Genomic DNA, 21,767 nt, shown 5'->3' on the forward strand with positions numbered 1-21,767 from the left:
GTCAGGGTTTGCGGCGGGCGTTTTCCAGCCCACGCCCCTTCGCCTTGAGCAGGGCGGCCGTGCGTGCATCGTACTCGAGCTTGGCCACCGAACCACCCGGCAACAGCAGCTTGACCTCGTATTGCCAGATGCCGTCGTCGCGGTCCAGCTCAACGCCGATGACGTCGCCCTCGTACTGGCGCGACACCGTTTCCAGGATGCGCGACAGCGGCAGGATTTCGCCGGACTGCACGGCCGCGCGGGCGCGGTCGGCGTCCTTGTCGGCGTGCGCGGCCGGCATCGCCGCCAGCGCCAGCAGCGCCGCGGCGACCAGCATGCGGGGGTGCAGGAGGGCCGGGAATTTGAACTTCATGGCCCGGAGTTTGCATCAGATTGCCTGAATGCGGGCTGAACGCAGCCCTCGTGGCCAGGCCGCAAACGGTAGCGCCGCGGCTCGCGCATCGCTGCGCGCGCCGGCACCGAAGCGTCTGCCGCGAACGCCAAAACGGGGGGACGTAGGCCGTATTCGCGTTTCCACTGAGGCAAAGCCGCGACAAAACCCGGGGTTTTCACGGGGTTTTACGTTTCGCCTGCACGAAAACCCCTTGACTTACGGTACTTTCCGCTATGATTCAGTGGGCATCGAGAAGACGATTGCGCAACGCTGAGAAGCAATGCGAAACATCTGCCGACACCCATCTGTTCAACTTACGAATATCGATATGGCGACCAAAGCGAAACCGACCGCGAAGACCGCAACCAAGCCCGCTGCCAAGAAGGCCGCGGCAACCAAGGCACCCGTGAAGGCTGCCGCCAAGAAGGCCACGCCGGCCAAGAAGGCTGCTCCTGCCGCTGCGCCCGTTGCGCGCCCGCTGAAGGACACCTTCAACAAGTCGAGCCTGGTCGCTCACCTGGTAGCCCAGACCCAACTGGAAGCCAAGGCCGTGAAGACGGTGCTGGCCCATCTGGAAACCACCATCATCGGCGCGCTGAACAAGAAGGGCGCTGGCGAGTTCACGCTGCCCGGCCTGCTGAAGGTCACGGCGCAGCAAGTGCCGGCCAAGAAGAAGCGTTTCGGCAAGGACCCGTTCACCGGTGAAGAGCGTTGGTTCCCGGCCAAGCCGGCCAGCGTCAAGGTCAAGGTCCGTCCGCTGAAGAAGCTGAAGGACGCCGCAGCCTGATCTGCGCCACGTTGTCCTGACAAGAAAGGAGCCGCTTGCCGGCTCCTTTTTTATTGCGCGAGCGCAATACGTGCCGCGCGCTCCTGCATTTTCAGCCGCCGGCGACAGACCGGCGCGGGGGAGACACGATGCCGAGTCTGCAAAGCCAGCTGTGGCGGATCGCCTTGCGGCTGGTGCGCCGCAAGCAGCGGTTTGCCAGCGCCCAGGCGCTCCATGATGAAATCCGGCGGCGCCGTATTGTTGGGCGCGCCTATCCGTCCCGGCGCCTGCGTGCGCGGCAAGCGGTCAGCGAGGAGCGGATCGCCGGGATGGAGGTCTACACCGTGCAGCCCAGGAACGGGCCTGCGCACGGTAAACCCCGTCATGTCCTTTACCTGCACGGCGGCGGCTATGTTTTCGATATCGTCAGCCAGCACTGGAATTTCATCGGCAAGCTGGTGGACGCGCTGGGCTGCGCGGTGACCGTGCCGGTCTATCCGCTGGCGCCTGAACATACCCACCGCGACGTGTTCGCGGCCATGGTGCCGCTGTGGCAGGTGCTGCAGCAGCGCTATCCGGGCGCAGACCTGACCGTCATGGGCGATTCCGCTGGCGGCGGCATGGCACTGGCGCTGGCACAGGTGCTGCGTGACAGCGGCCAACCGCTGCCGCAGCGCCTGGTGTTGCTGTCGCCGTTCCTGGATGCCACCGGCGACAATCCCGGCATCGATGCCCTGGAGCCGTTCGACCCGATGCTGTCACGCCCCGGGGGCATTGAATGCGGGCGCGTCTATGCCGGCGCGGATCCTGTCACCTTGCCACAGGTCAGTCCCATGCACGGCGTGTTGCGCGGGCTGCCGCCCACCACGTTGTTTATCGGGACCCATGACATCCTGCTGCCCGACTGCAGGAAGTTCCGCCAGATGGCCGGCGAGCAAGGCTTGCCGCTTCGGTATCACGAGGGCGAGGGAATGTTCCACGTGTGGATGCTGCTGCCGATGCCGGAAGCGGACGCGGCGTTTGCCGAGATTGTGCGGTCAGTGCTGGCCGACGACGCACATGGCACGGAGGGCAGGGACGGGCTGGCGCCTGTGCGCGCTGCCGTTGCCCCGCAGGAGGTAACCGACCCAGGTTGATGCCGGCCGCCCGGTGATTCATGCCAGGCTGGCCGCAACCGGATCCGACTGGAGCAAGTTTAACCTGCGTCAAATGGACAGGACGGGCGCCCCCCTAGAATCGGTCAGGTCATGGGTGCGGGGGCGCTCCCCATGACAGAGCTTCCGGAATCTTCCTGAAGCTTCCGCCCGCGGCCGCAATGGCCGCGGGTTTTTTATTTGGCGGCGACCATCCGGCCCGCCAACTCAGGCCACCACCTGCTTGGCATAGGTTGCCCGCGCCATCTCGCAGACCTCTACCGAGACCTGCACGTCCTGGCCGGTGCCCGAGCCGGCGCGCACCGCTTCGGCGATCACGTCGCAGACGGCCTGCGCCAGCGCCTGGCGCACGGCGGTGTCGCGGCCGTCCAGGATCGACAGGCGCGCGTGGACAAAGGCCCGCTCGACCGCGTCCACACCCTGGCGGTAAGTCGACAGCGTGATGCAGCGCGACTTGATGTCCGCCTCCTGGAACTGTCCGGAGGCCAGCAGGGCGGCATTGGCTTCATCCAGCAACTCTTCCTGCGAGCAGTTCAGGCGGGTGTTTTCGGTGAGTTCGATGACGAGGTGAGGCATGGCGGCGTCCTGACTGTGTTCCGGTGAAACCGAGCATGATACGGGATCGCCGGCACGTGGCGGGCGCAGCAATGCAAACGGGGCGCCTTGGAGCGCCCCGTCGGGATGTGCTGCTGGTGCGGATCAGGCGTGGACGGGCGTGCGCTCGCGTGCCGGTGCCAGCGCGTTGCCGAAGCGGGCCGGATTCTCCCGGGCGAGTTGCTGCAGCTGGGCCAGCTTGGCCTTCAGGCCGGCATCCAGTTTCGGTGCGGGCATCACCGTGGACGGGCAGGCCACCCCCAGGATGCCGAGCGCCTGCTGGAAGTTCTCCAGGGTCAGCCCGGCAGCCGGGTCAACGGTCACGAGGTGCTCGCGCATGGCCTCGGGCATCGACTCCGGGGCGGCGCACGAAATGATCACGTAGTGGACCGGCTTGGCGCCCTGGGCGAAATAGGCTTCGATTTCCGCACCATGGCCGCCTGCGGCCGGCGGGGTCATGGCTTCGACCTGCAGGTCCAGCTGCTGCAGGATTGCCGCGGGCGTGCCGCGGCGCCAGGCGTCGGACACCACCACGCGGGCGCCGGCCACGCCGAACAACCTGCGTACGAACCCCAGCGCGACAGGATCAAAGAACCGGACGTCGCGCAGCGTGCCCGAATCCGGAATGCCGCCGAGGCGGGTGCGGGAGCGGTCGGAATACAGGACGCCGGGTACGTCCAGCATGATGAGTCGTTCAGCCATGGTTTCCTGTGCGGGTGACAGTTCAGTTGGTGTGAACCAAGATTACTCGCCACGGGCAGGCTGACACGTAACCGGCACCAGTTCAGTTGCAACAGATCTGTAACTTTATCGGGGTAGACGTAAATGCCGGTTACGTCGCCATGACAAATGTTTCGCCCAGACACATCTGCCCGTTACAAAGATGACACGCACTAGAAGCGGAAGCGGGCCACATCGTCGGCCAGTGCCGCTGCCTGCTGGTCCAGCCGGGCTGCCTGGCTGGCCAGGTCATCGACCAGCGCCGCGTTCTGCTGGGCGGTCTGGCGCAACTGCGATAAGGATTGTCCGGCGGCCTGCACGCTGCCGGCCTGCTCGTCGGCAAGCGTGCGCAAGGTCTCGGCCAGCGCATGGCTGTGCCCGACGGTAGCCGCGATGCGGTCCATTGCCGCCACCACGCTGGCGCTCAGGCGCGCGCCTTGCTCGATCTCGTGGGTAGCGGTGCCGACGATGCCGCCGATCTCGCGCGCCGCATCGGCGCTGCGCTGGGCCAGCGCGCGCACTTCTTGCGCGACCACCGCAAAGCCGCGGCCGGCGGGGCCGGCGCGGGCCGCTTCCACGGCGGCATTCAGCGCCAGGATATTGGTCTGGAAGGCGATGCCCTGGATCACGCCGACGATCTCGGCGATATGGCGCGAGTGGCCGTGCAGCGTATCCATCGCGCCGCGCATCTGCTGCACCACGGCAGCGCCGGCATCGGTGGCGGCGCGTGCCTGGCTGGCCATCTGGCTCGATTCGGTGGCCTGGGCGTGCGCGTCGGCCACGCGTGCGGCCAGTGCCTGCATGCTGCCGGTGGTGGCATCGAGCGCGCTGGCCTGCCGCTGGGTGCGCGCCGACAAGGCGTGGTTGTCTTCGGCGATCTGCTGGCCGGCCGCGGTGATCTCCTGGGCGCTGGCCTGGATACGGGCCAGCACGCCGGCAAGCTGGTCGCGCATGCCGGCCATGTGGTGCAGCATGCTGCTGTGGTCCGACGGGCGCAGGGCGATGGTGGCGGTCAGGTCGCCGGCGGCTATGCGGCGAGCGATCTCGGCGGCGTCGCGCGGCTCGCCGCCAAGTTCGGCACGCAGGCTGCGCGCCGCGATCCACGCCAGCGCGGCGGCCGCCAGCAGGCTGGCGCCGAGCAGGGCGGCCATCCATGCCTGCGCGCGCAGCTGGCTGGCCGCCACGCTGGCCACCGTGGCGGCGGCCTTTTGTTCCTGCTGCTGGCGCACGGCTTCCACCTGCCGGCTGAGGGATTGCAGCTGTTCAGTAACGAAGTGGCCGTCGACCGAGACCGCGCTGTCGAATTGCAGCGAGTCCAGCGGCTGCTTGCGCAGCAGCGCCACGTAGGCCTGCACCAGCTCGCCGGTGCGCTGGCGTTCGCGCAGCAGCGGCGCGGCCTGTGCCGCTGCGGCCTGGCGTACGCCGGCCAGCGCAGCATCGAGCTGCGACAGGCTGCGCGCGACGTCGGCGGCGGCATCGTCGCGCTCGGTGCTGCTAGTGGCCATGGTCAGCGCCAGTTGGGCACGGCCAAGGGTGGCCAGTGCCGACTGCGCGCGCTCGGCCGAGATGGCACCGTGCATGTCGTGCTGGTACAGGGTGTCGGTGCGCGCCTTGATCGACACCAGGTTGGCGATCCCCGTCAACCCGACCGCGGCACCGAACAAGTACACCAGGGCAAAGGCGCCGCACAGGCGCGCCACCAGCGGCAGGCGGCCCAGTCGTACGGAAAACCGCGTGAACAGCCGAGCGGGGGCAGCTGCCCGGCTGCGGCCGGGCAGGCGTGTCTTGATGACTTGCAACACGGAGAAGACTCCAAACGGGCGTGCTGGCTCCAGAAGGATGCACGGCCCGGGCTTGACCCGAATTGCCGCGCGCGCTGTCCTCTGTCCGGGACGGTCGCAGGCGGCGCACGGATGGTCGGTCATCAACGTGACGCCGGCGTGACATGGGATGAGGATTTTTGTCATCACGCTGTCATATCCATGTCATGCAATGTCGCTCGCCCTCTTGCTCTATCCCCGGATTTCCCGCCATGACAGGCCTGCCTGCCGCCACGCCTTTGCACGACCGCGCACCTGTCGCAGCTGGTACCCCCATCGCGGCGGCGCTCGCGCATGCGCGGCTGCCGCCGCTGCATGCGGTATTCCAGCCGATCGTGCAGGCGGACAATGCCGAGATCCTCGGCTACGAGGCGCTGATCCGGGGCCCGGCTGGCTCGCCCTGGGCGAGCCCGGACGCGTTGTTCCGGCTGGCGCAGGGCGTTGCCGCGACCATGGCGCTGGAGATCCACGCGGCGCGCACCGCGCTGGCCGCCTGGCGTAGCCTGGACCTGCCCGGCAAGCTCTTCCTCAATTTCAGCCCCATGACGTTGCGGCACCTGCTGGCCGAGCGCGGGCGGCTGATGGCGGCGCTGCTGGAGGCCGGCATTGCGCCGTCGCGCCTGGTGATCGAAATCACCGAACAGACCCCGATCGGCGATGCCGCCAGCTTTGCCCAGGCGATGGCGGTGCTGCGCGAGCTTGGCATGCAGTACGCGCTGGATGATTTCGGCACCGGGCATGCCAACCTCGACCTGCTTGCGCACCTGTCGCCGCAGTTCGTCAAGATCGACAAATCGCTGGTGCGGGGCATTGCGTCCTGTTCGCGGCGGCTGGAGATCCTGCGCGCGCTGCTGCGCGTGATGAGCGCCTTTGGCGGGCGCGTGATCGCCGAAGGCATCGAGGACGAAGACGAGCTCGCCGTGATCCGCGACCTGGGCGTGGCCGGCGCCCAGGGCTACTACGTGGGCCGGCCCTCGGCGCGGCCGGCCGCGCAGGCGCCGCAGCACGTGCACCAGACGCTGGCTTCGAGGCATATCGCCGTGTTTCCGCAAATGGTGCGCTCAGGCTGGTCGGGCATCACCGCCGGGCGCCTGCTGCGGCCTGCGCCGACGGTGTCGCCTGCCACCAGCAACGATGCGGTGCTGCGCGTCTTCCAGGACCAGCCCGACCTGCAGGCCGTGGCCGTCGTCAATGACGAAGGCCGGCCGCTGGCGATCATCAGCCGCCAGGCCTTTATTGACCGCTACGCGGCGCCGTTCCATCGCGAGCTGTATGGCAAGAAGGCCTGCATCGCCATGGCCAACCGCGAGCCGGCCTGCTTTGACCATCGCGCCAGCCTGGAGGAGATGGCGCAGATCCTGTCCGGCGAGAACACGCGCTCGCTTGCCGATGGTTTCGTGATTACCGAACAGGGCCGCTATATCGGCCTGGGCACCGGCGCTGACCTGATCCGGGCCATCACCGAAGTACGCATGGAGGCGGCGCGCTACGCCAATCCGCTGACCTTCCTGCCCGGCAATATCCCGCTGAACCAGCATATCGAGCGCCTGATCGAAGCCGCCAGCGAGTTCCGCGCATGCTATGTCGACCTGAACCACTTCAAGCCCTTCAACGACAAGTATGGCTACTGGAAGGGCGATGAAATGCTCAAGGGCGCGGCCGCCATCCTGGCCGAGGCCTGTGATCCCGCACGCGATTTTCTCGGCCACGTGGGCGGCGACGACTTCCTGGTGCTGTACCAGAGCAGCGACTGGGCCGCGCGCCTGCAAGCTGCGATCCGGCGCTTCAACGACGCGGCGCGCGCCATGTATTCGCCCGCCGATCGCAGCGCCGGCGGCATGCATGGCGAAGACCGCCACGGGCGGCCGGTCTTCTTTGCGCCAGTGTCGATGGCGGTTGGCGTGGTGTGTGTGAGCGGCGAGGGCGTGGCGGGCCTGCAGCGGCTGGGCAGCCAGCATATCGGCGCCGCGGCGGCGGCGGCCAAGCGCGAGGCCAAGCGCTCGGCAACCGGCATGGCCGTGCTGGATTTCCTGTCGCTGGCCGCGACGCTGTCGGTCTAGCGGTCCGGCTGCCTGCGCCTGGTGACCCGGCGGTCCGCCGCGGGCAGCCTGGGCGCGGCGCCCCCTTCCAGTACGTCGAGCCGGTAGCCGTGCGCGTAGACGACGGTGATGACGATGCCGTTGGCGATGCCGATGCGCAGGGTCTTGCGCAGGCGCGAGATCAGTCCCGCCAGTGCCCGCGACAGCGGCGCCAGTTCATGCCGCCACACGGCTTGCTGGATGCGGTCGCAGGACAGGACCCTGCCGACATTGGAAAACAACAGCATGGCCAGGTCGAATTCCTTCGGCGTCATTTCGATGCGCTCGTCGCGCAGCGTGGCAAAGCGGCCCACGCTGTTGAGCTGGTAGGGGCCCACGCGCACCACCAGGCCCTGGCGCAGGCGCTCGCCGGTCACCCGGCGGCGCAGCGCCGTGATGCGTGCCATCAGCACGCGCACATTGAGCGGGCGGCACACGTAGTCATCAGCGCCGGCATCGAGTGCATCGATGAGGCCGTCTTCACTGCTGTCGGCCGCAAGCATGATGATGGGTACATCGCGTGAGCGCGCACAGCGCACGGCACGGATAACGTCGATGGCCGGCAGGTCTGGCAATTCATCATCGATCAGCAGCATGTCGAACGGTACCTGGCTGACACCGTGGATCAGGTCGCGGCCCGTTTCAAACACGTTGCAACGATAACCGGAACGTGCCAGCAGTTCCGGCACCGGCCGGAGTTGGGGCGACTTGCCCATGAGCAGCGCAATATTCATCGATGGCGAAATACGAGAGCCGTGGCAGGGACGGCCGGACCGCGGCAGGGCTGGAGCCGGACAGCGAGGGAACGAAGGCAGGCGCCAGGCGTGCGCGCAGCACTACCGTTCGCATGCAGCAAGCGTACAAAAAGTGTGGTCCACAGGACAATCAGACATTTCTGAGATTTCTGCTGTTTTTTGATGGTGCTCGCGTTGGTCGCGTGACGAGCGTTTGTCGGCGGGGCCGATGGCGATATGGAAAGTTGTCCACAGCTCCTGTGGACAAGCCAGTGCGCAGTGGCCGGACTGCGGCCTGGCACCGTGGTGCTGTCGGCGTGCCAAAAAAGAAGGCAGCGCGCGGGCACTATGGGCGCCGTGCTGTCAACATTCGGGCAGGGTGTGCCAAAATAGCGCGCATCGCGTTCCGGTCCGGGGACTCAAGCCCACCGATGCTGCAGAGCCCGAGTGTCATCGCCATCATCGTCCTGTGCTTTCACGTCGTCGGCGTGGTGGCTGCCCTGCATGCCGTCATGACGGTGCGCACCGCGCCCGGCGCGATCGCGTGGGCGGGGTCGCTGCTGATGATGCCGTACTTCACGCTGGTGCCCTACCTGATCTTCGGGCGCAGCACCTTCGCCGGCTATGTCGACGCCCGGCGCTTCAATGACGACCACCTGCGCGAGCTGCGCCACGGCATGACCCCGCGCGAGCGCGAGGCGCGCAGCGCCTGCGTGGTCCATGCGCCGGCGCAGGCCTGCATGCGTGCACTGCCCCGGCTGACCGGCATGCCGTGCCTGGCCAACAATGACGTGCGCTTGCTGGTCAACGGCGAGCAGACCTTCGAGGCGATCTTTGCCGCGATCGCGCGGGCCAGCCAGGTGCTGATCGTGCAGTTCTTCATCGTGCATGACGACGCGCTGGGCCAGCGCCTGCAGGCGCTACTGTGCGAGCGCGCGCGGGCCGGCGTCAAGGTGTACTTCCTGTTCGACCGCATCGGCTGCCACGCGCTGCCGCGCCGCTACGTGCGCACGCTGGCCGAGGCCGGCGTCGATGCGCGGGCGTTCTCCACGCACCGCGGCTTTGTCAACCGGTTCCAGCTCAATTTTCGCAACCATCGCAAGCTGGTGATCGTCGATGGCAGCGAGGCCTTTGTCGGTGGCCACAACGTCGGCGTCGAATACCTGGGCGAACGCCCGCCACTGGCGCCGTGGCGCGACACCCATATTGCACTGCGCGGCAGCGCCGTGCTGGACCTGCAGATGGCCTTTGCCGAAGACTGGTTCTGGGCCGCGCGCGAGGTGCCGCACCTGCTGATGCCGCCGCCAGAAGTGGGCGGGCGCATGACCTGCCAGGTGGTGCCGTCAGGCCCTGCCGACGCGCAGGAGACCTGTTCGCTGTTCTTTGTCGAGGCCATCCAGGCGGCGCGCCACCGGCTGTGGATCACGTCGCCGTATTTCGTGCCCGACGAGGCGGTGTTTGCGGTGCTGCGGCTGGCCGTGCTGCGCGGCGTGGATGTGCGCATCCTGATTCCGGCGCGGCCCGATCACCTGGTGGTCTATGCCGCCTCCACCATCTATGCGTACCAGGCCGTGTCCGCGGGCATCAAGCTGTATCGCTACCAGCCGGGCTTCCTGCACCAGAAGGTCATCCTGATCGACGACGAAGCCGCGGCCGTCGGCACGGCCAACCTGGACAACCGCTCGTTCCGGCTCAACTTCGAGCTGATGGTGATGACTGCCGACAAGGGCTTTGCCGCGAGCGTGGCCACCATGCTCAAAGCCGACTTCGCCCAGGCCCAGCGCGTCGGGCTGAACGAGTTCCTCGATGCGCCGGCGCCGCTGCGCGTGGCGATGCACGTCGCCAAGCTGTTTGCGCCCATCCTCTGAAGCCCGCTTCCGGTCCGCTGGTTCCTGCAATCCTCAATGCAACAGACTTGTTGCGGCCTGATTGTGTACACTGTTCACTATAAGCGTATGCACATCATGAACCGTTATCCATATTCAAGGGGAGCCGCATGACCCGGGCTGTCCCCGCGCCTCCGGCGCGCGCCACCTACCGCCACGGCGACCTGCGCCGCGCGCTGCTGGAAGCAGGCATCGACCTGGCACGCGAGGGTGGCCCCGACGCCATCGTGCTGCGCGAGGCCACACGCCGTGCCGGCGTGGTGCCCAATGCCGCGTACCGGCACTTCGCCAGCCGGCAGGACCTGCTGCAGGCAGTGCGGGCCTCGGCCTTGTCGTCGCTTGCCATTGCCATGGAAGGTGAAATCGGCGGGCTGCGCCCGGGCCGTGGAGCCGCTGCGCATGCGCGTGCCTGCCTGCGTGCGGTCGGCACCGGCTACCTGCGCTTTGCGCTGGCCGAGACCGGACTGTTCCGCACCGCGTTTTCGATGCCGGATGAAGTGGAAGATGATGCCGATCCGGCCAAGGCAGGCAACAGCGGCCTCAATCCGTTCCAGCTGCTGGGCGCGGCGCTGGACAAACTGGTGGAAGCCGGCGTGCTGCCGCCCGAGCGCCGGCCGGGTGCGGAGTACCTGGCGTGGTCGGCCGTGCATGGCTTGGCCATCCTGCTGATCGACGGCCCGCTGCGCAGCCGCGCCAGGGAGCAGGCAGAGATCCTCGGGCAGCGCCTGCTCGACATGGTCGAGAAGGGCCTCTAGCGCCTGCAGCAGGATCACGGCGAAAAAAATGCCACGATGGCGAGAACCATCGTGGCAGTGTAAGGAACCAGGAAGGGGGTCAACCTGGCTCTGTCGGGGCACCCGCGGGCCGGGTGCAAGAGGACTGTATTCCGTTGCTTCTCATCTGAATATCGGACATTTCTTAAATATCGCCCTGAATTGTCTCGATCTACGCACGTCGATTGCCGCGCGCTATCAGGGCGCGTCCGCATTTCGAGGAATTGCGCGGCCTGCAGAACAGTCTAACTGGCTGTCAGGCAGCCGAACGCCGGCGCCACGGTGAGGAGCGGATCATGCGATATGGATTGGGAGCGGCCCTCTGCGTGGCAGTGCTGGCTGGCTGCGTCGCCTATCCCTATGCAGGCGACTCTTACTATCCGGCTTATCCGGCTTATCCGGTTTCCTCTGCCTACTATGACGGTTACCCGGCGCCGGCGTACTACCCGTACTACCGTCCTTGGCCGGGCTACGGTGGTTTCTACGGCAGCTTTACCTATATCCACGGCGGCAGCTACGGCAGGCATGGCGGGCATCACTGGCATGGCGGTGGTGGCCGTGGGCACGGCGGCTGGCATGGGGGCGGGCGCGGCGGCAGGGGGCGATGAGCCTGCGTCGCCGTGATGGCAATGCGGCCTGCACGGGACTACCATCGGCTCATGGATGCCAACGGAGCCCCATCGCCATGACCAAGCCCGCAACGCAGAAGCACCAGACGCCAGCCTCCCGTGAACAACAGCGCAAGGATGAACTGATCGAGCGCGAACTGGACGAGGGGCTGAAAGAGACATTCCCGGCGAGCGACCCGGTGGCAGTCGATACCCATGCGCCGCGCAAACCCAGGCCGGAACCGAAACCGGCGAAGTAGGCGGGCAGGCTATGCCGCGGCGCGCGCAACGCGCCCGCGCGGTCCGGCGTGCTATGGCAACTGGCGCAGCTGCCCGATCACCGACATCAGCCGTCCGTGCGCCACGATGACGCCGGACTCGTCCTGCAGGGCTTCCTGGTAACGCTTGCGAAAGGCCGGGTCAGAACCGTCGCTGAACAGTCTTTCCGCTGCGCGTCCGACTGCACGGCAGGTTTCGTCGTGGTGTTCCTTGGCCTCCAGCTCTTCGTCGATCTCGATGATCAGGCGCGACAGCGGGTCAAGCCAGCGGAAGTAGTTGTCTTCAGTCACCAGTTGCACAAACAGGCCTGCAGGAATCGGGCCGTTCAGGCGCTCATACTGGGTCCTGTCATAGCCGATGACTTCCTTGTGAACCTGCAGCAAGGCAGCCCGCAGGGCTTTCAGCCCCGAGCGCCGGGTTTCCTGGGTGGCGAGGAATTGTTCGTTGGGCATCCCCATCTCCGCGTTTCTACTTGTTCCGGTCCAGGCAGGCGGTGCGCAATTGCATCCCATGGGCCGCCGCATCGTGCCAGTGGCGATTGCCTGCCGGATTCTCCGGGCGCGGCCGGCCATGCCTGGCACTGTGCGGCGCGCTGCCAGTATAGGCACCCCCCGCAGCCCGAGCCAGCGCTGCCAGCTAGCGAAATACCCGTATTTGCGCCGGCTGCGCGGCATGATTGGCGCCAGTTGCAAGCCGCCCTCAGTCGCCTCCGGCGGATTGCGGCGCTTGCGCCAGCAGGTCGGCAGCACGCGAGCGCCGTGCGTCCGCGGCGCGGAAGTAACGCACTACCGTCGACACGCTTGCGTGGCCGGTCATGGCCATGGTCTCGGCCAGTGGCACCTGTTGCGCAGCAGCCTCGGTGACAAAGCCCGAGCGCAGTGAATGCGCTGAGTAGTCGCCCTCCAGTCCCGCCAATGCGCAGCGCGTCTTGACGATGCGGCTGACCGCCGCATCGGACAAACCTTCTCCCACATGCCCGCCGCGGCGGATGCGGCGAAACAGCGGCCCGCTGTTGATGCCGGCGGCAGCAAGCCATGCCTCCAGCGCCTGGCCGGCGGCACCGGTGACGGGCTTGGCGGTATCGGCGCGCTCGTTGCCTGACTGGTTGGTCTTGGACCAGCCCAGTGCATAGACGAAATCACCGGGGCCGAGCCGGGTGAGGTGGCCGAGGGTCGCGCGCGCGACTTCAGAGCGGCGGCGCCCGCCACTGGCCCAGGCAAACAGCAGCAGCGCGCGGTCGCGCAAGCCGCGCAGCGAGTCATCGCAGGTATCGAGCAGGCGCAGCAGCGGATCGCGGGACAGCGCCGCCTTGCGCGCCTGGCGCTGTCCGCGGCGCGCATAGGCGCGCCGGATGCCAGCCATCAGTTCGCGCACCGCAGCTTCGGCGCAAGGGTTGGGCAAGGCCTGCAGGCGGTGGGCCTTGGCCAGTACCGCCAGCCGGTGCGTCAGCGTGGACAGCGCGGGCGGGCCGGGTCGTGCCTTGTATCCGTCATCGACCAGCGCCTGGTCGATGACCGCGGGCATCTCGCAGACAGGGCCTTGCGGCGTCTGTCGCGTGGCGTGGTCGACGATGAACTGGATGACGACGGCAGGCGCGAGCGGGAGCTGCACAGGTTGTCGGTAGCGCAGGACATACCAGGCAGACCAGTAGCGCAGTGCGGACCGGTAGCTTGCCACCGTGTTTCGGGATTCGCCTTCGCGGCGCAAGGCATTGGCCGCTTGCTCGGCAAGGGGATCCAGTTCGGACGGGCGAAGCGGCGCCGGTAGTTCGACATCGGATGCAATCGGTGGAAAGTAGGCTTCGTGGGCTTCTCGGATTTTTATCATATTAAATATGATGTATGCTGTAATATATCATACGAAATAGACAAATAACAGCCGATAAGTCTCCATTATCGAACCTTATTTGCCTTCCTCAAAGACTTTTGCCGGATCCCATCATGGAAACCCTCCGCAGCCGTGGCATTACCCGAGACGACGTCTGGCAGGCCGCCGACAGCCTGCTCAAGGCCGGCCAGCGGCCCACCATCGAACGCATCCGCCTGCACCTGGGGCGGGGCTCGCCCAATACGGTCAGCCCGCACCTGGATGCCTGGTTTGGGGCGCTGGGTGGACGTATCCAGGATCCACAGGGCTTTGCGCCCGCACCCGGATGCCCGGAGCCAGTCACGGAGGCAGCGCGCTACCTGTGGGAAGCGGCGCTGCAGGTGGCCAAGGCTTCGGCCGAGGCCGCGCTGGTGCAGCGTGAGGCGGCGCTGGCCGAGGCCCGGGCGGCTCTGGACCAGGAGCGCGAAGCCCTGGAGCAGGAGCGCCAGGTCATGCAGGCCCGACTGGAAGGGGCCGAGGCGGCAATGGCGGAACTGACACGTGCCCGCGACGTCGCCACGGAGCGCGCCGCGCGCGCTGAAGCCGCAGCCACCGCCCTGCAGCATCAGGGGGAGACAATGCGCGCAGAGTCGGCCGCGGCTCTGTTGGCACACAACGCGATGCAGCAGGATTTCGCCGCGCAGCGGGCGGCGTGGGACCAGGAGCGGGAAACCATGACCCAGCGCGCCGCCGCCAATGAGCGTCGTATGGCGCTGGAGCTGGACGCGGCGCGTGTGGCGGCCAAGGAGACCCAGAAGCTGCTGGAAGCCGAGCGCAAGGCGGCCGTTGAGCGGCTGACGCGTGCCGCCGAGGCCGCGTCGCGGCAGGGCAGCGAGATGACCCGCCTTGGCCAGGCGCTCGCCGTTCTGGAAGAACGGGTGCGGCAGCGGGAGAGCCTGCTGGCCGAGTATCGCGACCAGGCGGGTGCCGCAACCACGGCCACCGCTGGCCCCGTCAGTCCGGCCGTCCGCCGCACACGGCCTGCCCGCGCTGCACTGGCTGCCGGCAAGGGCAGCCGGCGATACACGCGAGGCTTATAATGTGCCTGGCAGAGCAACCACCCACGGATGCATGGCGGGTGCGCAGGCGGCTTTTGTCAATTGAGCTATACTGAATGCTCATTTGATGGGGGCTGCCATGCCGCTCACACTCACTCCCGACGGCCGTTATCCGCTGGCTCATGAACGCCCGGCTCCGCCCGAGCTGAGCGTCAACAACTACGTCGCCGTCTATGAGGCCAGCCTGTCGACGCAAGGCGCCATGTCGGTCATCCGCGCGATTCGTGAAGGCGTGCCGGCTTCAGACCTGACCCGCCTGGCCGAATCCATGGGCACCACCAAGGAGCAGCTAATCAAGACACTGGACTTGCCGCGCGCCACCGTGGACCGCAAGGCGCGGGCGCACCAGAACCTGTCGAGCGAGCAGAGCGAGCGTGTGCTGGGCATGGCGCGGCTGGTCGGGCAGGTCCAGGCGCTGGTGGAAAGTTCGGGCGATCCGCGCGGGTTCAGCGCGGCACAGTGGGTGGCGCAGTGGCTGGAGCAGCCGTCGCCGGCGCTGGGCGGGCGCCGCCCCGCTGAGCTGATGGATACGCTCGCCGGCCAGCGCATCGTTTCCGACCTGGTGGCCAGGATGCAGAGCGGGGCGTACGCGTGAGGCCAGCCTGGCGGATCGCGACCGACACCCCAGACTACACTGCGGACGATGCCAGCGGCGCCGGCGCCAAGGCTACCGGCGGGCGCTGGAACCGGCAGGGCACGCCCTTGATCTATGCGGCGTCCAGCATCGCGCTGGCTTGCCTGGAAACGCTGGTCCACCTGGGCGCGGGCGGGCTGCCGCTGAACCGCTACCTGGTCCGGATCGACATCCCCGACGAGCTATGGGCGGCCGCGCAGCAACTGAGCGCGGACACCGCCCCCGTTGGCTGGGATGCCATTCCCGCCGGCAAGACCAGCCTCGACACCGGCGAAGCCTGGACCGCCGCGGGCACCAGCGCCTTGTTGCTGGTGCCTTCCATCGTCATTCCCGAAGAGCACAACGTGCTGGTCAACCCGGCACACCCCGACGCCGCGCGGCTGGCCTACGTCAAGCTGCGCCGCTGGCAGTACGACGCGCGCCTGGTCTGAGGCTCAGGCGGTGGCGCCGGCGCGCAGCATGTGCTTCTGGATCTTGCCGCTGGTGGTCTTGGGCAATGCATCCAGGAAGTGATAGCGGCGCGGGCGCTTGTACGCTGCCAGCCGGTCGCCCTGCAGCAGGAAGGCGTCGAGCTGCGCCGCGCTGACCGGTGCGTCGCCGTGTGTCACCACATAGGCGCCGACGACCTGGCCCCAGGTCGGATCGGGTTCGCCCAGCACCGCTACTTCCAGCACGGCCGGGTGCTCGATCAGCGCGTCTTCCACCTCGCGCGGATAGACGTTCTCCGCGCCGGAATTGATCATGTAGTCGATACGGTCGCGGATCCACAGGTAGCCGTCCGCATCCAGGCTGCCGAGGTCCCCGGTGTGGTACCAGCCGTGCGCGAGCGCGCGCGCATTGGCTTCCGGGCGGTTCAGGTAGCCCTGCATCATGCAGGGGCCACGCACCAGCACTTCGCCGACTTCACCGGGCGCGCACGGCTGCATGGGGTCGGTCGGCTCGCCGTCGTCGCGCAGCCTGGCCACCACCAGGTCATGGCCGAGCGCGGGCAGGCCTGCCGAGCCGGCGTGGCTCAACTGCTCATGCGGGTAAAGCACCGACATGCACGGGCCCATTTCCGTGGTGCCGTACACCTGCACCAGCCCGGCGCCGACCTTGCGGTCCCATTCGCGGATCAGGTGCGGCGCCATCGACGCGCCGCCGTATTCCACCAGCCGCAATGAAGACACGTCGCGTTTTTCGGCATCCGGATGGTTCAGCAGCATGCCCACCATGGTCGGCGCGGCAAAGAAATGCGTGACGCGCTCGCTTTCCACCAGTCGCCAGGCCTCGCCCGCGTCGAAGCGGCGCTGCAGCACCTGCGTGGCGCCAAGCTGCAGCCGCGGCAGGAAGCTGGTGTGCAGCTCGGCGGTATGGTTCAGCGGCGCCACCGACAGGCCTACGTCCTCGCGCGACAGCGTCATGGCCTGGTGCATCATCGCGTTGTGCTGCAGCTTGCTGCGATGGGTGTGCACCACGCCCTTGGGGCGGCCGGTGGTGCCGCTCGTGTACATCAGGATGCAGGGGTCGTCTTCGTGGACCGTCACCGCGGGCAGCGTGGCCGGCTGGCCCACAACCAGCGTGTCGAGCCGATGTGTGGCAAAGGCGGGCGCGGCATCGGGGTCGGCATAGATGCGCAGCGCGGTGACGGGGGCCAGTTCGGCCGCCTTCTCGACGACGCCCGCGCCTTCCTGCTCGAACAGCACTGCCTTGGCACCGCCATCGTTCAGGATGTATGCCAGTTCCTGCGCAGCCAGGCGGTAGTTGACCGGGTTGTAGACCGCGCCGATGCGCGCCGTGGCCAGCAGCGTGAAGACGAAGGCCGGAGTGTTATAGAGGAAGGCCGCGACTACGTCGCCCTTGCCGATCCCCAGCGACTGCAGTGCGTGCGCGTGGCGGTCGACCTCGGCATCGAGCTCCGCGTATGTCCACGCGCGTCGCCCGGCGCCAATGCCGCTGACCAGCGCGGTCTTGCGGGGCAGGTAGCGCGCGGGCCAGGAGAGGGTGTCGCCAAGGGTGATGCCGCGGGTCAAGGTTGTGCTCCGGTCATGGTCCGCCGCCGGCTTGCCGGCAGGCGGTTGTTGTCTTGTAAGCCGGACAATATAGAGCGGCGGGTGGGGCACATGGAAATAACGTTTTGCTCTTTCCTTATGCCGGAGCGGCGGTCACGCGATAAGGCTCTTGCGTGATACTGTATATTCATACAGTTACCGCCGCGCCCCGTTTCCTGTGTCCGCCGTCCCGCCACCCATTCCAGCCCCGCCTGCCATGCCAGCCGCACCGGCCTACGTGGTGGCCGTGCGCGCGCTGTGCGAATTCACCGCCAAGGCGGGCGACCTGGACCTGCGCTTCGTGCCGACGCCATCGGCGCAGGAGGGCGTGGCCGGGCATGCGGTAGTAACCAGCCGGCGCGGGGAGGCCTACCAGGCCGAAGTGGCGCTTGCCGCCGATTTCGGGCCCTTGCGTGTGCGCGGCCGTGCCGACGGCTACGATCCCGTCGCCAACCGGCTCGAAGAAATCAAGACCGTGCGCGGCGATGCCGCGGTGCCGGACAACCACCGCCACCTGCACTGGGCGCAGGCCAAGGTCTATGGCTGCCTGCTATGCCGCAAGCTGGGGCTCCCCGGGCTGGAGATCGCGGTGGTCTATTTCGACATCATCAGCCAGCGCGAGCACCCGGTTGCGGAGCACTTCACTGCGCAGGCGCTTGAAGCCTTCTTCGTGCAGACCTGCGAGCAGTTCCTACACTGGGCGCAGGCGGAACTGGCCCACCGGCAGGCACGCGATGGCGCGCTGGCGCAGCTGGCCTTTCCGCACCAGGGTTTTCGCCCGGGCCAGCGGGAACTGGCGCAGGCGGTCTACAACGCCAACCGCGCGGGCCGCCACCTGCTGGCGCAGGCGCCCACCGGCATCGGCAAGTCGGTCGGCACATTGTTCCCGGTGCTCAAGGCCATGCCGGGGCAGGGCATCGACAAGGTGTACTTCCTGTCGGCCCGCTCCACCGGGCGCGGGGTGGCGCTGCACGCGGCCAATGCGCTGCGCGGCCACGGCGCGCAGCCGCTGCATGTGCTGGAGCTGGTGGCCCGCGACAAGGCCTGCGAGCATCCGGAGCTGGCCTGCCACGGCGAGTCCTGCCCGCTGGCGCGCGGCTTCTATGACCGCCTGCCGGCAGCACGCGAAGCGGCGCGCGGCGTGCCGGTGCGCGACCACGCCGCGGTGCGCACGCTGGCACTGGCACACGGGATCTGCCCTTACTACCTGTCGCAGGAGCTGGTGCGCTGGAGCGACGTGGTGGTGGCCGACTACAACTACTACTTCGACCGCAGCGCGTTGCTGTATGCGCTGACCGCGGCCAATGGCTGGCGCGCCAGCGTGCTGGTGGACGAGGCCCACAACCTGGTCGAGCGTGGCCGCGCCATGTACACCGCCGAACTCGACCCCCAATCGCTGCGCGAGGTGCGCCGCGGCGCGCCGGCCGTCGTGCGCAAGCCATTGGCGCGGCTGGCCCGGCAATGGAGCGCGCTGGCGCGCCAGGGCGACGACGCCTATGAAGTCCTGCCCGAAGTGCCCGCCGCCTTCCGCCGCGCGCTGGACGAATGCTGCGCGGCGGCACTGACGCATATGACGGAGCATCCAGGCGCGCAGGATCCGGCGCTGCAGCGATTCTATTTCGATGGGCTGCATTTTGGACGCCTGGCCGAGCAGCTCGACGCGCATTCGCTGTTCGATATCCAGCGCGTGCCGCGCAGCGGCCGCGGCCACCATGCGCGGCTGTGCCTGCGCAATGTCATCCCGGCTCCGTTCCTGCGCCCGCGCTTTGCAGCCGCGCATTCGGTCACGCTGTTCTCAGCGACCCTCGACCCCGCCGCCTACTACCTCGATACGCTGGGTTTGCCGGCCGATTGCGCGCGGGTGCAAGTGCCATCGCCGTTCCGCGCCGAGCAACTGTCGGTGCGGATTGCAGCGCGCATCTCCACCCGCTATGTGCGGCGCGAACAATCGCTGCCGGCCATCGTCGCGCTGATGGCCGGCCAGTTCCGCGCGCGGCGCGGCAACTACCTGGCGTTCTTCAGCAGCCACGAGTACCTGCAGCAAGCCGTGGCCCGCTTTGCCCAGTCTCACCCCGATATTCCGCATTGGGTGCAGTCGCGGGGCATGGACGAAGCCGCGCAGGCGGCGTTCCTGGGTACGTTTGCGGAAGGCGGCGAGGGCATCGGCTTTGCGGTGCTCGGCGGCGCCTTTGCCGAAGGCGTGGACCTGCCCGGCGAGCGCCTGATCGGCGCCTTCGTTGCCACCCTGGGGCTGCCCCGGTTCAACGCGGTCAACGAGCAGTTCCGCGCGCGCATGCAGCAGGCGTTCGGGCGGGGCTATGCCTATGCCTACCTGTATCCCGGACTGCGCAAGGTGGTGCAGGCGGCGGGCCGGGTCATCCGCACGCAGCAGGACCAGGGCGTGGTCTACCTGATCGACGACCGCTTTGCCGCGGCCGAGGTGCGCGAACTGCTGCCGGCATGGTGGGAAATCGCCACGGCGGCGTAGAAATTACACAGCCGGGCCGGTCTGGGGCATCCTCTTTGCGCGGAGCCTGCCCGGAGTCGCCGCTGGAACGAATCTGGCAGGCATGCGGATACCATCAGCCAGCTATCGCGAAAGGATCAGATCCATGCCCATGACCCAGCAATACGCGGCCACCGAGCCGACCCGCACGGAAGTGGATGCGCTGCCGGGCGCCACCGTGCTGGAATTCGGCGCGCCGTGGTGCGGCTACTGCCAGCGCGCCCAGCCGGCGCTGGCCGAGGCCTTTGCCGTGCATCCGGCATTGCGCCATCTCAAGATCGAGGACGGCAGCGGGCGCCGGCTTGGCCGGTCGTTTCACATCAAGCTGTGGCCGACGCTGGTGTTCCTGCGCGACGGGCAGGAAGTGGCGCGGCTGGTGCGCCCGACCGAGTCCGAGCCGATCCGCGAGGCCATGCGCCGCATTGCCTAGCCCGGCCGCGCGCTGCCTTACTTGGCGAACACCTGGCTCAGGTCGCCAAAGGCCTTGAACTCCAGCGCATTGCCCGAAGGGTCCAGGAAGAACATGGTGGCCTGTTCGCCCACCTGGCCCTTGAAGCGCACATGCGGCTCGATCACGAACTGCGTGCCCGCCGCGCGCAGCCGCTCGGCCAGGGCCTCCCATTCGGCCATCGGCAGGATCGCGCCGAAGTGCCGCACCGGCACGTCGTCGCCATCGACGGCACTGGTGGCGCGGTGTCCGCACTCCTCGGGCGACAGGTGCGCCACCACCTGGTGGCCATAGAAATTGAAGTCCACCCAGGCCTCGGAACTGCGCCCTTCGGGGCAACCAAGCAAGTCGCCATAGAAGCGCCTCGCCTCGGCCAGGTCGCGCACGGGGAAAGCCAGGTGGAACAGGGGAATAGAGGAAGTCGCGCTCATGCGGGGGCCTTTATCGGGGGTCGTTATGCGGGCAGGCGTTGGCCTGCGCGTTGATTGTAGCCAGCACAACCCGTAATATGAAGCGAATCATTTTTGCCCTGAGCATCAGACTTTTCGATAGATGATCCGCTACTTCCAGACCTTCCTGGTGGCCGCCGAAACCGGCTCGTTCTCCGCCGCCGCGGCGCGGCTGGCGCTGACGCAGTCGGCCGTCAGCACGCAGATCCGGCGGCTGGAAGAGGACCTGGACTGCGTACTCTTCGATCGCACCGGCAAGTCGGTCGCGCTCAGCGAAGCCGGGCGCCGGCTGGTGCCGGAAGCGCGGCGCTTTGTCGAGCTCTATGCCGCGATGAAGGAGCGCGCCGGCCCGCATGCCGACGCCGCGCCGGTGGAGCTGGGCGCGGTGTCGACGGTCCAGGCCACCTTGCTGGCCGATGCGATGCGGCATTTCCGGGGGCGGTTTCCGGACTCGCACGTCAACGTGGTGCCGGGCATGTCCACCCAGCTGCTGACGCAGGTGGATGCGCGCGAGCTGGACATCGCCGTGCTGATCCGGCCGCGGCTGGGCTTTCCGCCGGACCTCAAGTGGGTGCCGCTGGTGCGCGAAGGCTTTGTCGGCATCGGGCCCGCCGGTGCGCCTGCAGACCTGCGCGCGTTGCTGGAGACGCTTCCGTTCATTCGCTACAACCGCCACAGCACCGGCGGGCAGCTGGTGGACGGCTACCTGAAGCGGCAGCGGCTATGGGTCAGGGAAGGGATGGAGCTGGATGAGCCGGCCGTGATCCTGCAGATGGTGGCAGCGGGCCTGGGTTGCGCCATCATCCCGTCCGAACTGGTGCCGTTGCAGCAGTCCGCGGGCGTGGTGCAGGCGCCATTGCCGGGCGGGCCGCTCTATCGCGACGTGGGCGTGCTGGTGCGCGAATCGGCACTGCGCCGCGCGCCGGTGGCGGCGCTGATCGATGCCTTTGTTGCTGCCAGCGCACGCTGGCAGCCTGCCGTGGTGTAAGGC

22 protein-coding genes are annotated in these 21,767 nt (G+C 67.7%); 13 read left to right on the forward strand and 9 right to left on the reverse strand.

The genetic code is table 11. The annotated features are described in order from the left end of the window. Window position 1: 1 nt before the first annotated feature. Entirely contained in the window at window positions 2-352 is a 351-nt protein-coding gene (locus AC3WLF_RS01035; RefSeq protein WP_492317151.1) for a PepSY domain-containing protein, read from the reverse strand. A 349-nt stretch (window positions 353-701) separates the two neighbouring features. Here AC3WLF_RS01035 and AC3WLF_RS01040 point away from each other — a divergent pair, with 349 nt between their 5' ends. Both AC3WLF_RS01040 and AC3WLF_RS01045 read left to right on the forward strand, forming a co-directional pair. Beyond that, a complete protein-coding gene (locus AC3WLF_RS01040; RefSeq protein WP_010809407.1) occupies window positions 702-1,160 on the forward strand; it encodes an HU family DNA-binding protein in 459 nt (152 codons plus the stop codon). Between the two features lie 53 nt (window positions 1,161-1,213). Then, a complete protein-coding gene (locus AC3WLF_RS01045) occupies window positions 1,214-2,275 on the forward strand; it encodes an alpha/beta hydrolase fold domain-containing protein (protein WP_492357668.1) in 1,062 nt (353 codons plus the stop codon). A 225-nt stretch (window positions 2,276-2,500) separates the two neighbouring features. Here AC3WLF_RS01045 and AC3WLF_RS01050 read toward each other — a convergent pair whose 3' ends face one another. The 3 genes from AC3WLF_RS01050 to AC3WLF_RS01060 form a co-directional block, all read right to left on the reverse strand. Beyond that, entirely contained in the window at window positions 2,501-2,869 is a 369-nt protein-coding gene (locus AC3WLF_RS01050; protein WP_035823957.1) for a 5-carboxymethyl-2-hydroxymuconate Delta-isomerase, read from the reverse strand. Window positions 2,870-2,992: 123 nt separating this feature from the next. Next, window positions 2,993-3,589: an HAD domain-containing protein gene (locus tag AC3WLF_RS01055; protein ID WP_492317148.1), complete on the reverse strand. Its 597-nt coding sequence runs from the start codon at window positions 3,587-3,589 to the stop codon at window positions 2,993-2,995. A 191-nt stretch (window positions 3,590-3,780) separates the two neighbouring features. Next, window positions 3,781-5,409, reverse strand: coding sequence for a methyl-accepting chemotaxis protein (locus AC3WLF_RS01060; protein WP_492317147.1), 1,629 nt, complete (start codon window positions 5,407-5,409; stop codon window positions 3,781-3,783). A 230-nt stretch (window positions 5,410-5,639) separates the two neighbouring features. Here AC3WLF_RS01060 and AC3WLF_RS01065 point away from each other — a divergent pair, with 230 nt between their 5' ends. Beyond that, window positions 5,640-7,487 (forward strand): phosphodiesterase, encoded by a 1,848-nt coding sequence (locus AC3WLF_RS01065; RefSeq protein ID WP_492317146.1) that lies wholly within the window; start codon window positions 5,640-5,642, stop codon window positions 7,485-7,487. Here AC3WLF_RS01065 and AC3WLF_RS01070 read toward each other — a convergent pair. Continuing rightward, complete coding sequence (locus AC3WLF_RS01070) at window positions 7,484-8,239, reverse strand: response regulator transcription factor (protein WP_492317145.1); 756 nt, start codon at window positions 8,237-8,239, stop codon at window positions 7,484-7,486. The genes AC3WLF_RS01065 and AC3WLF_RS01070 overlap by 4 nt on opposite strands. Before the next feature lie 431 nt (window positions 8,240-8,670). Here AC3WLF_RS01070 and cls point away from each other — a divergent pair, with 431 nt between their 5' ends. From cls to AC3WLF_RS01090, 4 genes are all read left to right on the forward strand, one after another. Beyond that, entirely contained in the window at window positions 8,671-10,107 is a 1,437-nt protein-coding gene (cls, locus tag AC3WLF_RS01075; protein ID WP_492351905.1) for a cardiolipin synthase, read from the forward strand. A gap of 128 nt (window positions 10,108-10,235) precedes the next feature. After that, a complete protein-coding gene (locus AC3WLF_RS01080; RefSeq protein WP_492351906.1) occupies window positions 10,236-10,880 on the forward strand; it encodes a TetR/AcrR family transcriptional regulator in 645 nt (214 codons plus the stop codon). Between the two features lie 314 nt (window positions 10,881-11,194). After that, the gene (locus tag AC3WLF_RS01085) at window positions 11,195-11,506 is read left to right on the forward strand and encodes a hypothetical protein (protein ID WP_011617106.1); all 312 of its coding nucleotides are present in this window, start codon (window positions 11,195-11,197) and stop codon (window positions 11,504-11,506) included. Between the two features lie 77 nt (window positions 11,507-11,583). Next, complete coding sequence (locus AC3WLF_RS01090) at window positions 11,584-11,766, forward strand: hypothetical protein (protein WP_492317141.1); 183 nt, start codon at window positions 11,584-11,586, stop codon at window positions 11,764-11,766. A 51-nt stretch (window positions 11,767-11,817) separates the two neighbouring features. On the opposite strand, the gene AC3WLF_RS01095 is transcribed toward AC3WLF_RS01090, so the two are convergent. Next, window positions 11,818-12,243 (reverse strand): hypothetical protein, encoded by a 426-nt coding sequence (locus AC3WLF_RS01095; protein ID WP_035823937.1) that lies wholly within the window; start codon window positions 12,241-12,243, stop codon window positions 11,818-11,820. Between the two features lie 241 nt (window positions 12,244-12,484). Continuing rightward, window positions 12,485-13,612: a site-specific integrase gene (locus AC3WLF_RS01100; protein ID WP_492357669.1), complete on the reverse strand. Its 1,128-nt coding sequence runs from the start codon at window positions 13,610-13,612 to the stop codon at window positions 12,485-12,487. A gap of 113 nt (window positions 13,613-13,725) precedes the next feature. Between AC3WLF_RS01100 and AC3WLF_RS01105 the strand changes: the two genes are divergently transcribed. The 3 genes from AC3WLF_RS01105 (at window position 13,726) to AC3WLF_RS01115 (ending at window position 15,774) form a co-directional block, all read left to right on the forward strand. After that, window positions 13,726-14,691, forward strand: a complete 966-nt coding sequence (locus AC3WLF_RS01105; protein WP_492357670.1) for a DNA-binding protein — start codon at window positions 13,726-13,728, stop codon at window positions 14,689-14,691. A gap of 97 nt (window positions 14,692-14,788) precedes the next feature. Further along, window positions 14,789-15,304 carry an Xre family toxin-antitoxin system antitoxin gene (locus AC3WLF_RS01110; protein ID WP_492317120.1) on the forward strand — a complete coding sequence of 172 codons (516 nt, stop codon included), beginning with the start codon at window positions 14,789-14,791 and terminating at the stop codon, window positions 15,302-15,304. Further along, a complete protein-coding gene (locus AC3WLF_RS01115; protein WP_492317119.1) occupies window positions 15,301-15,774 on the forward strand; it encodes an RES family NAD+ phosphorylase in 474 nt (157 codons plus the stop codon). Before AC3WLF_RS01110 ends, AC3WLF_RS01115 begins: the two co-directional genes overlap by 4 nt. A gap of 3 nt (window positions 15,775-15,777) precedes the next feature. Here the strand turns inward: AC3WLF_RS01115 and AC3WLF_RS01120 are convergent, their stop codons facing one another. Further along, complete coding sequence (locus tag AC3WLF_RS01120) at window positions 15,778-17,355, reverse strand: fatty acid--CoA ligase (RefSeq protein WP_492352750.1); 1,578 nt, start codon at window positions 17,353-17,355, stop codon at window positions 15,778-15,780. Window positions 17,356-17,590: 235 nt separating this feature from the next. On the opposite strand from AC3WLF_RS01120, the gene AC3WLF_RS01125 reads away from it, so the two are divergent. Further along, window positions 17,591-19,861, forward strand: a complete 2,271-nt coding sequence (locus AC3WLF_RS01125; RefSeq protein ID WP_492357671.1) for an ATP-dependent DNA helicase — start codon at window positions 17,591-17,593, stop codon at window positions 19,859-19,861. Window positions 19,862-19,985: 124 nt separating this feature from the next. Further along, the gene (locus AC3WLF_RS01130) at window positions 19,986-20,309 is read left to right on the forward strand and encodes a thioredoxin family protein (protein ID WP_010809389.1); all 324 of its coding nucleotides are present in this window, start codon (window positions 19,986-19,988) and stop codon (window positions 20,307-20,309) included. A 17-nt stretch (window positions 20,310-20,326) separates the two neighbouring features. Here the strand turns inward: AC3WLF_RS01130 and AC3WLF_RS01135 are convergent, their stop codons facing one another. Next, window positions 20,327-20,758: a VOC family protein gene (locus AC3WLF_RS01135; protein WP_010809388.1), complete on the reverse strand. Its 432-nt coding sequence runs from the start codon at window positions 20,756-20,758 to the stop codon at window positions 20,327-20,329. Between the two features lie 121 nt (window positions 20,759-20,879). On the opposite strand from AC3WLF_RS01135, the gene AC3WLF_RS01140 reads away from it, so the two are divergent. Continuing rightward, entirely contained in the window at window positions 20,880-21,764 is an 885-nt protein-coding gene (locus AC3WLF_RS01140; RefSeq protein ID WP_492357672.1) for a LysR family transcriptional regulator, read from the forward strand. Window positions 21,765-21,767 lie beyond the last annotated feature (3 nt).

It is taken from the genome of Cupriavidus sp. FW306-01-F10A (genome assembly GCF_058782785.1).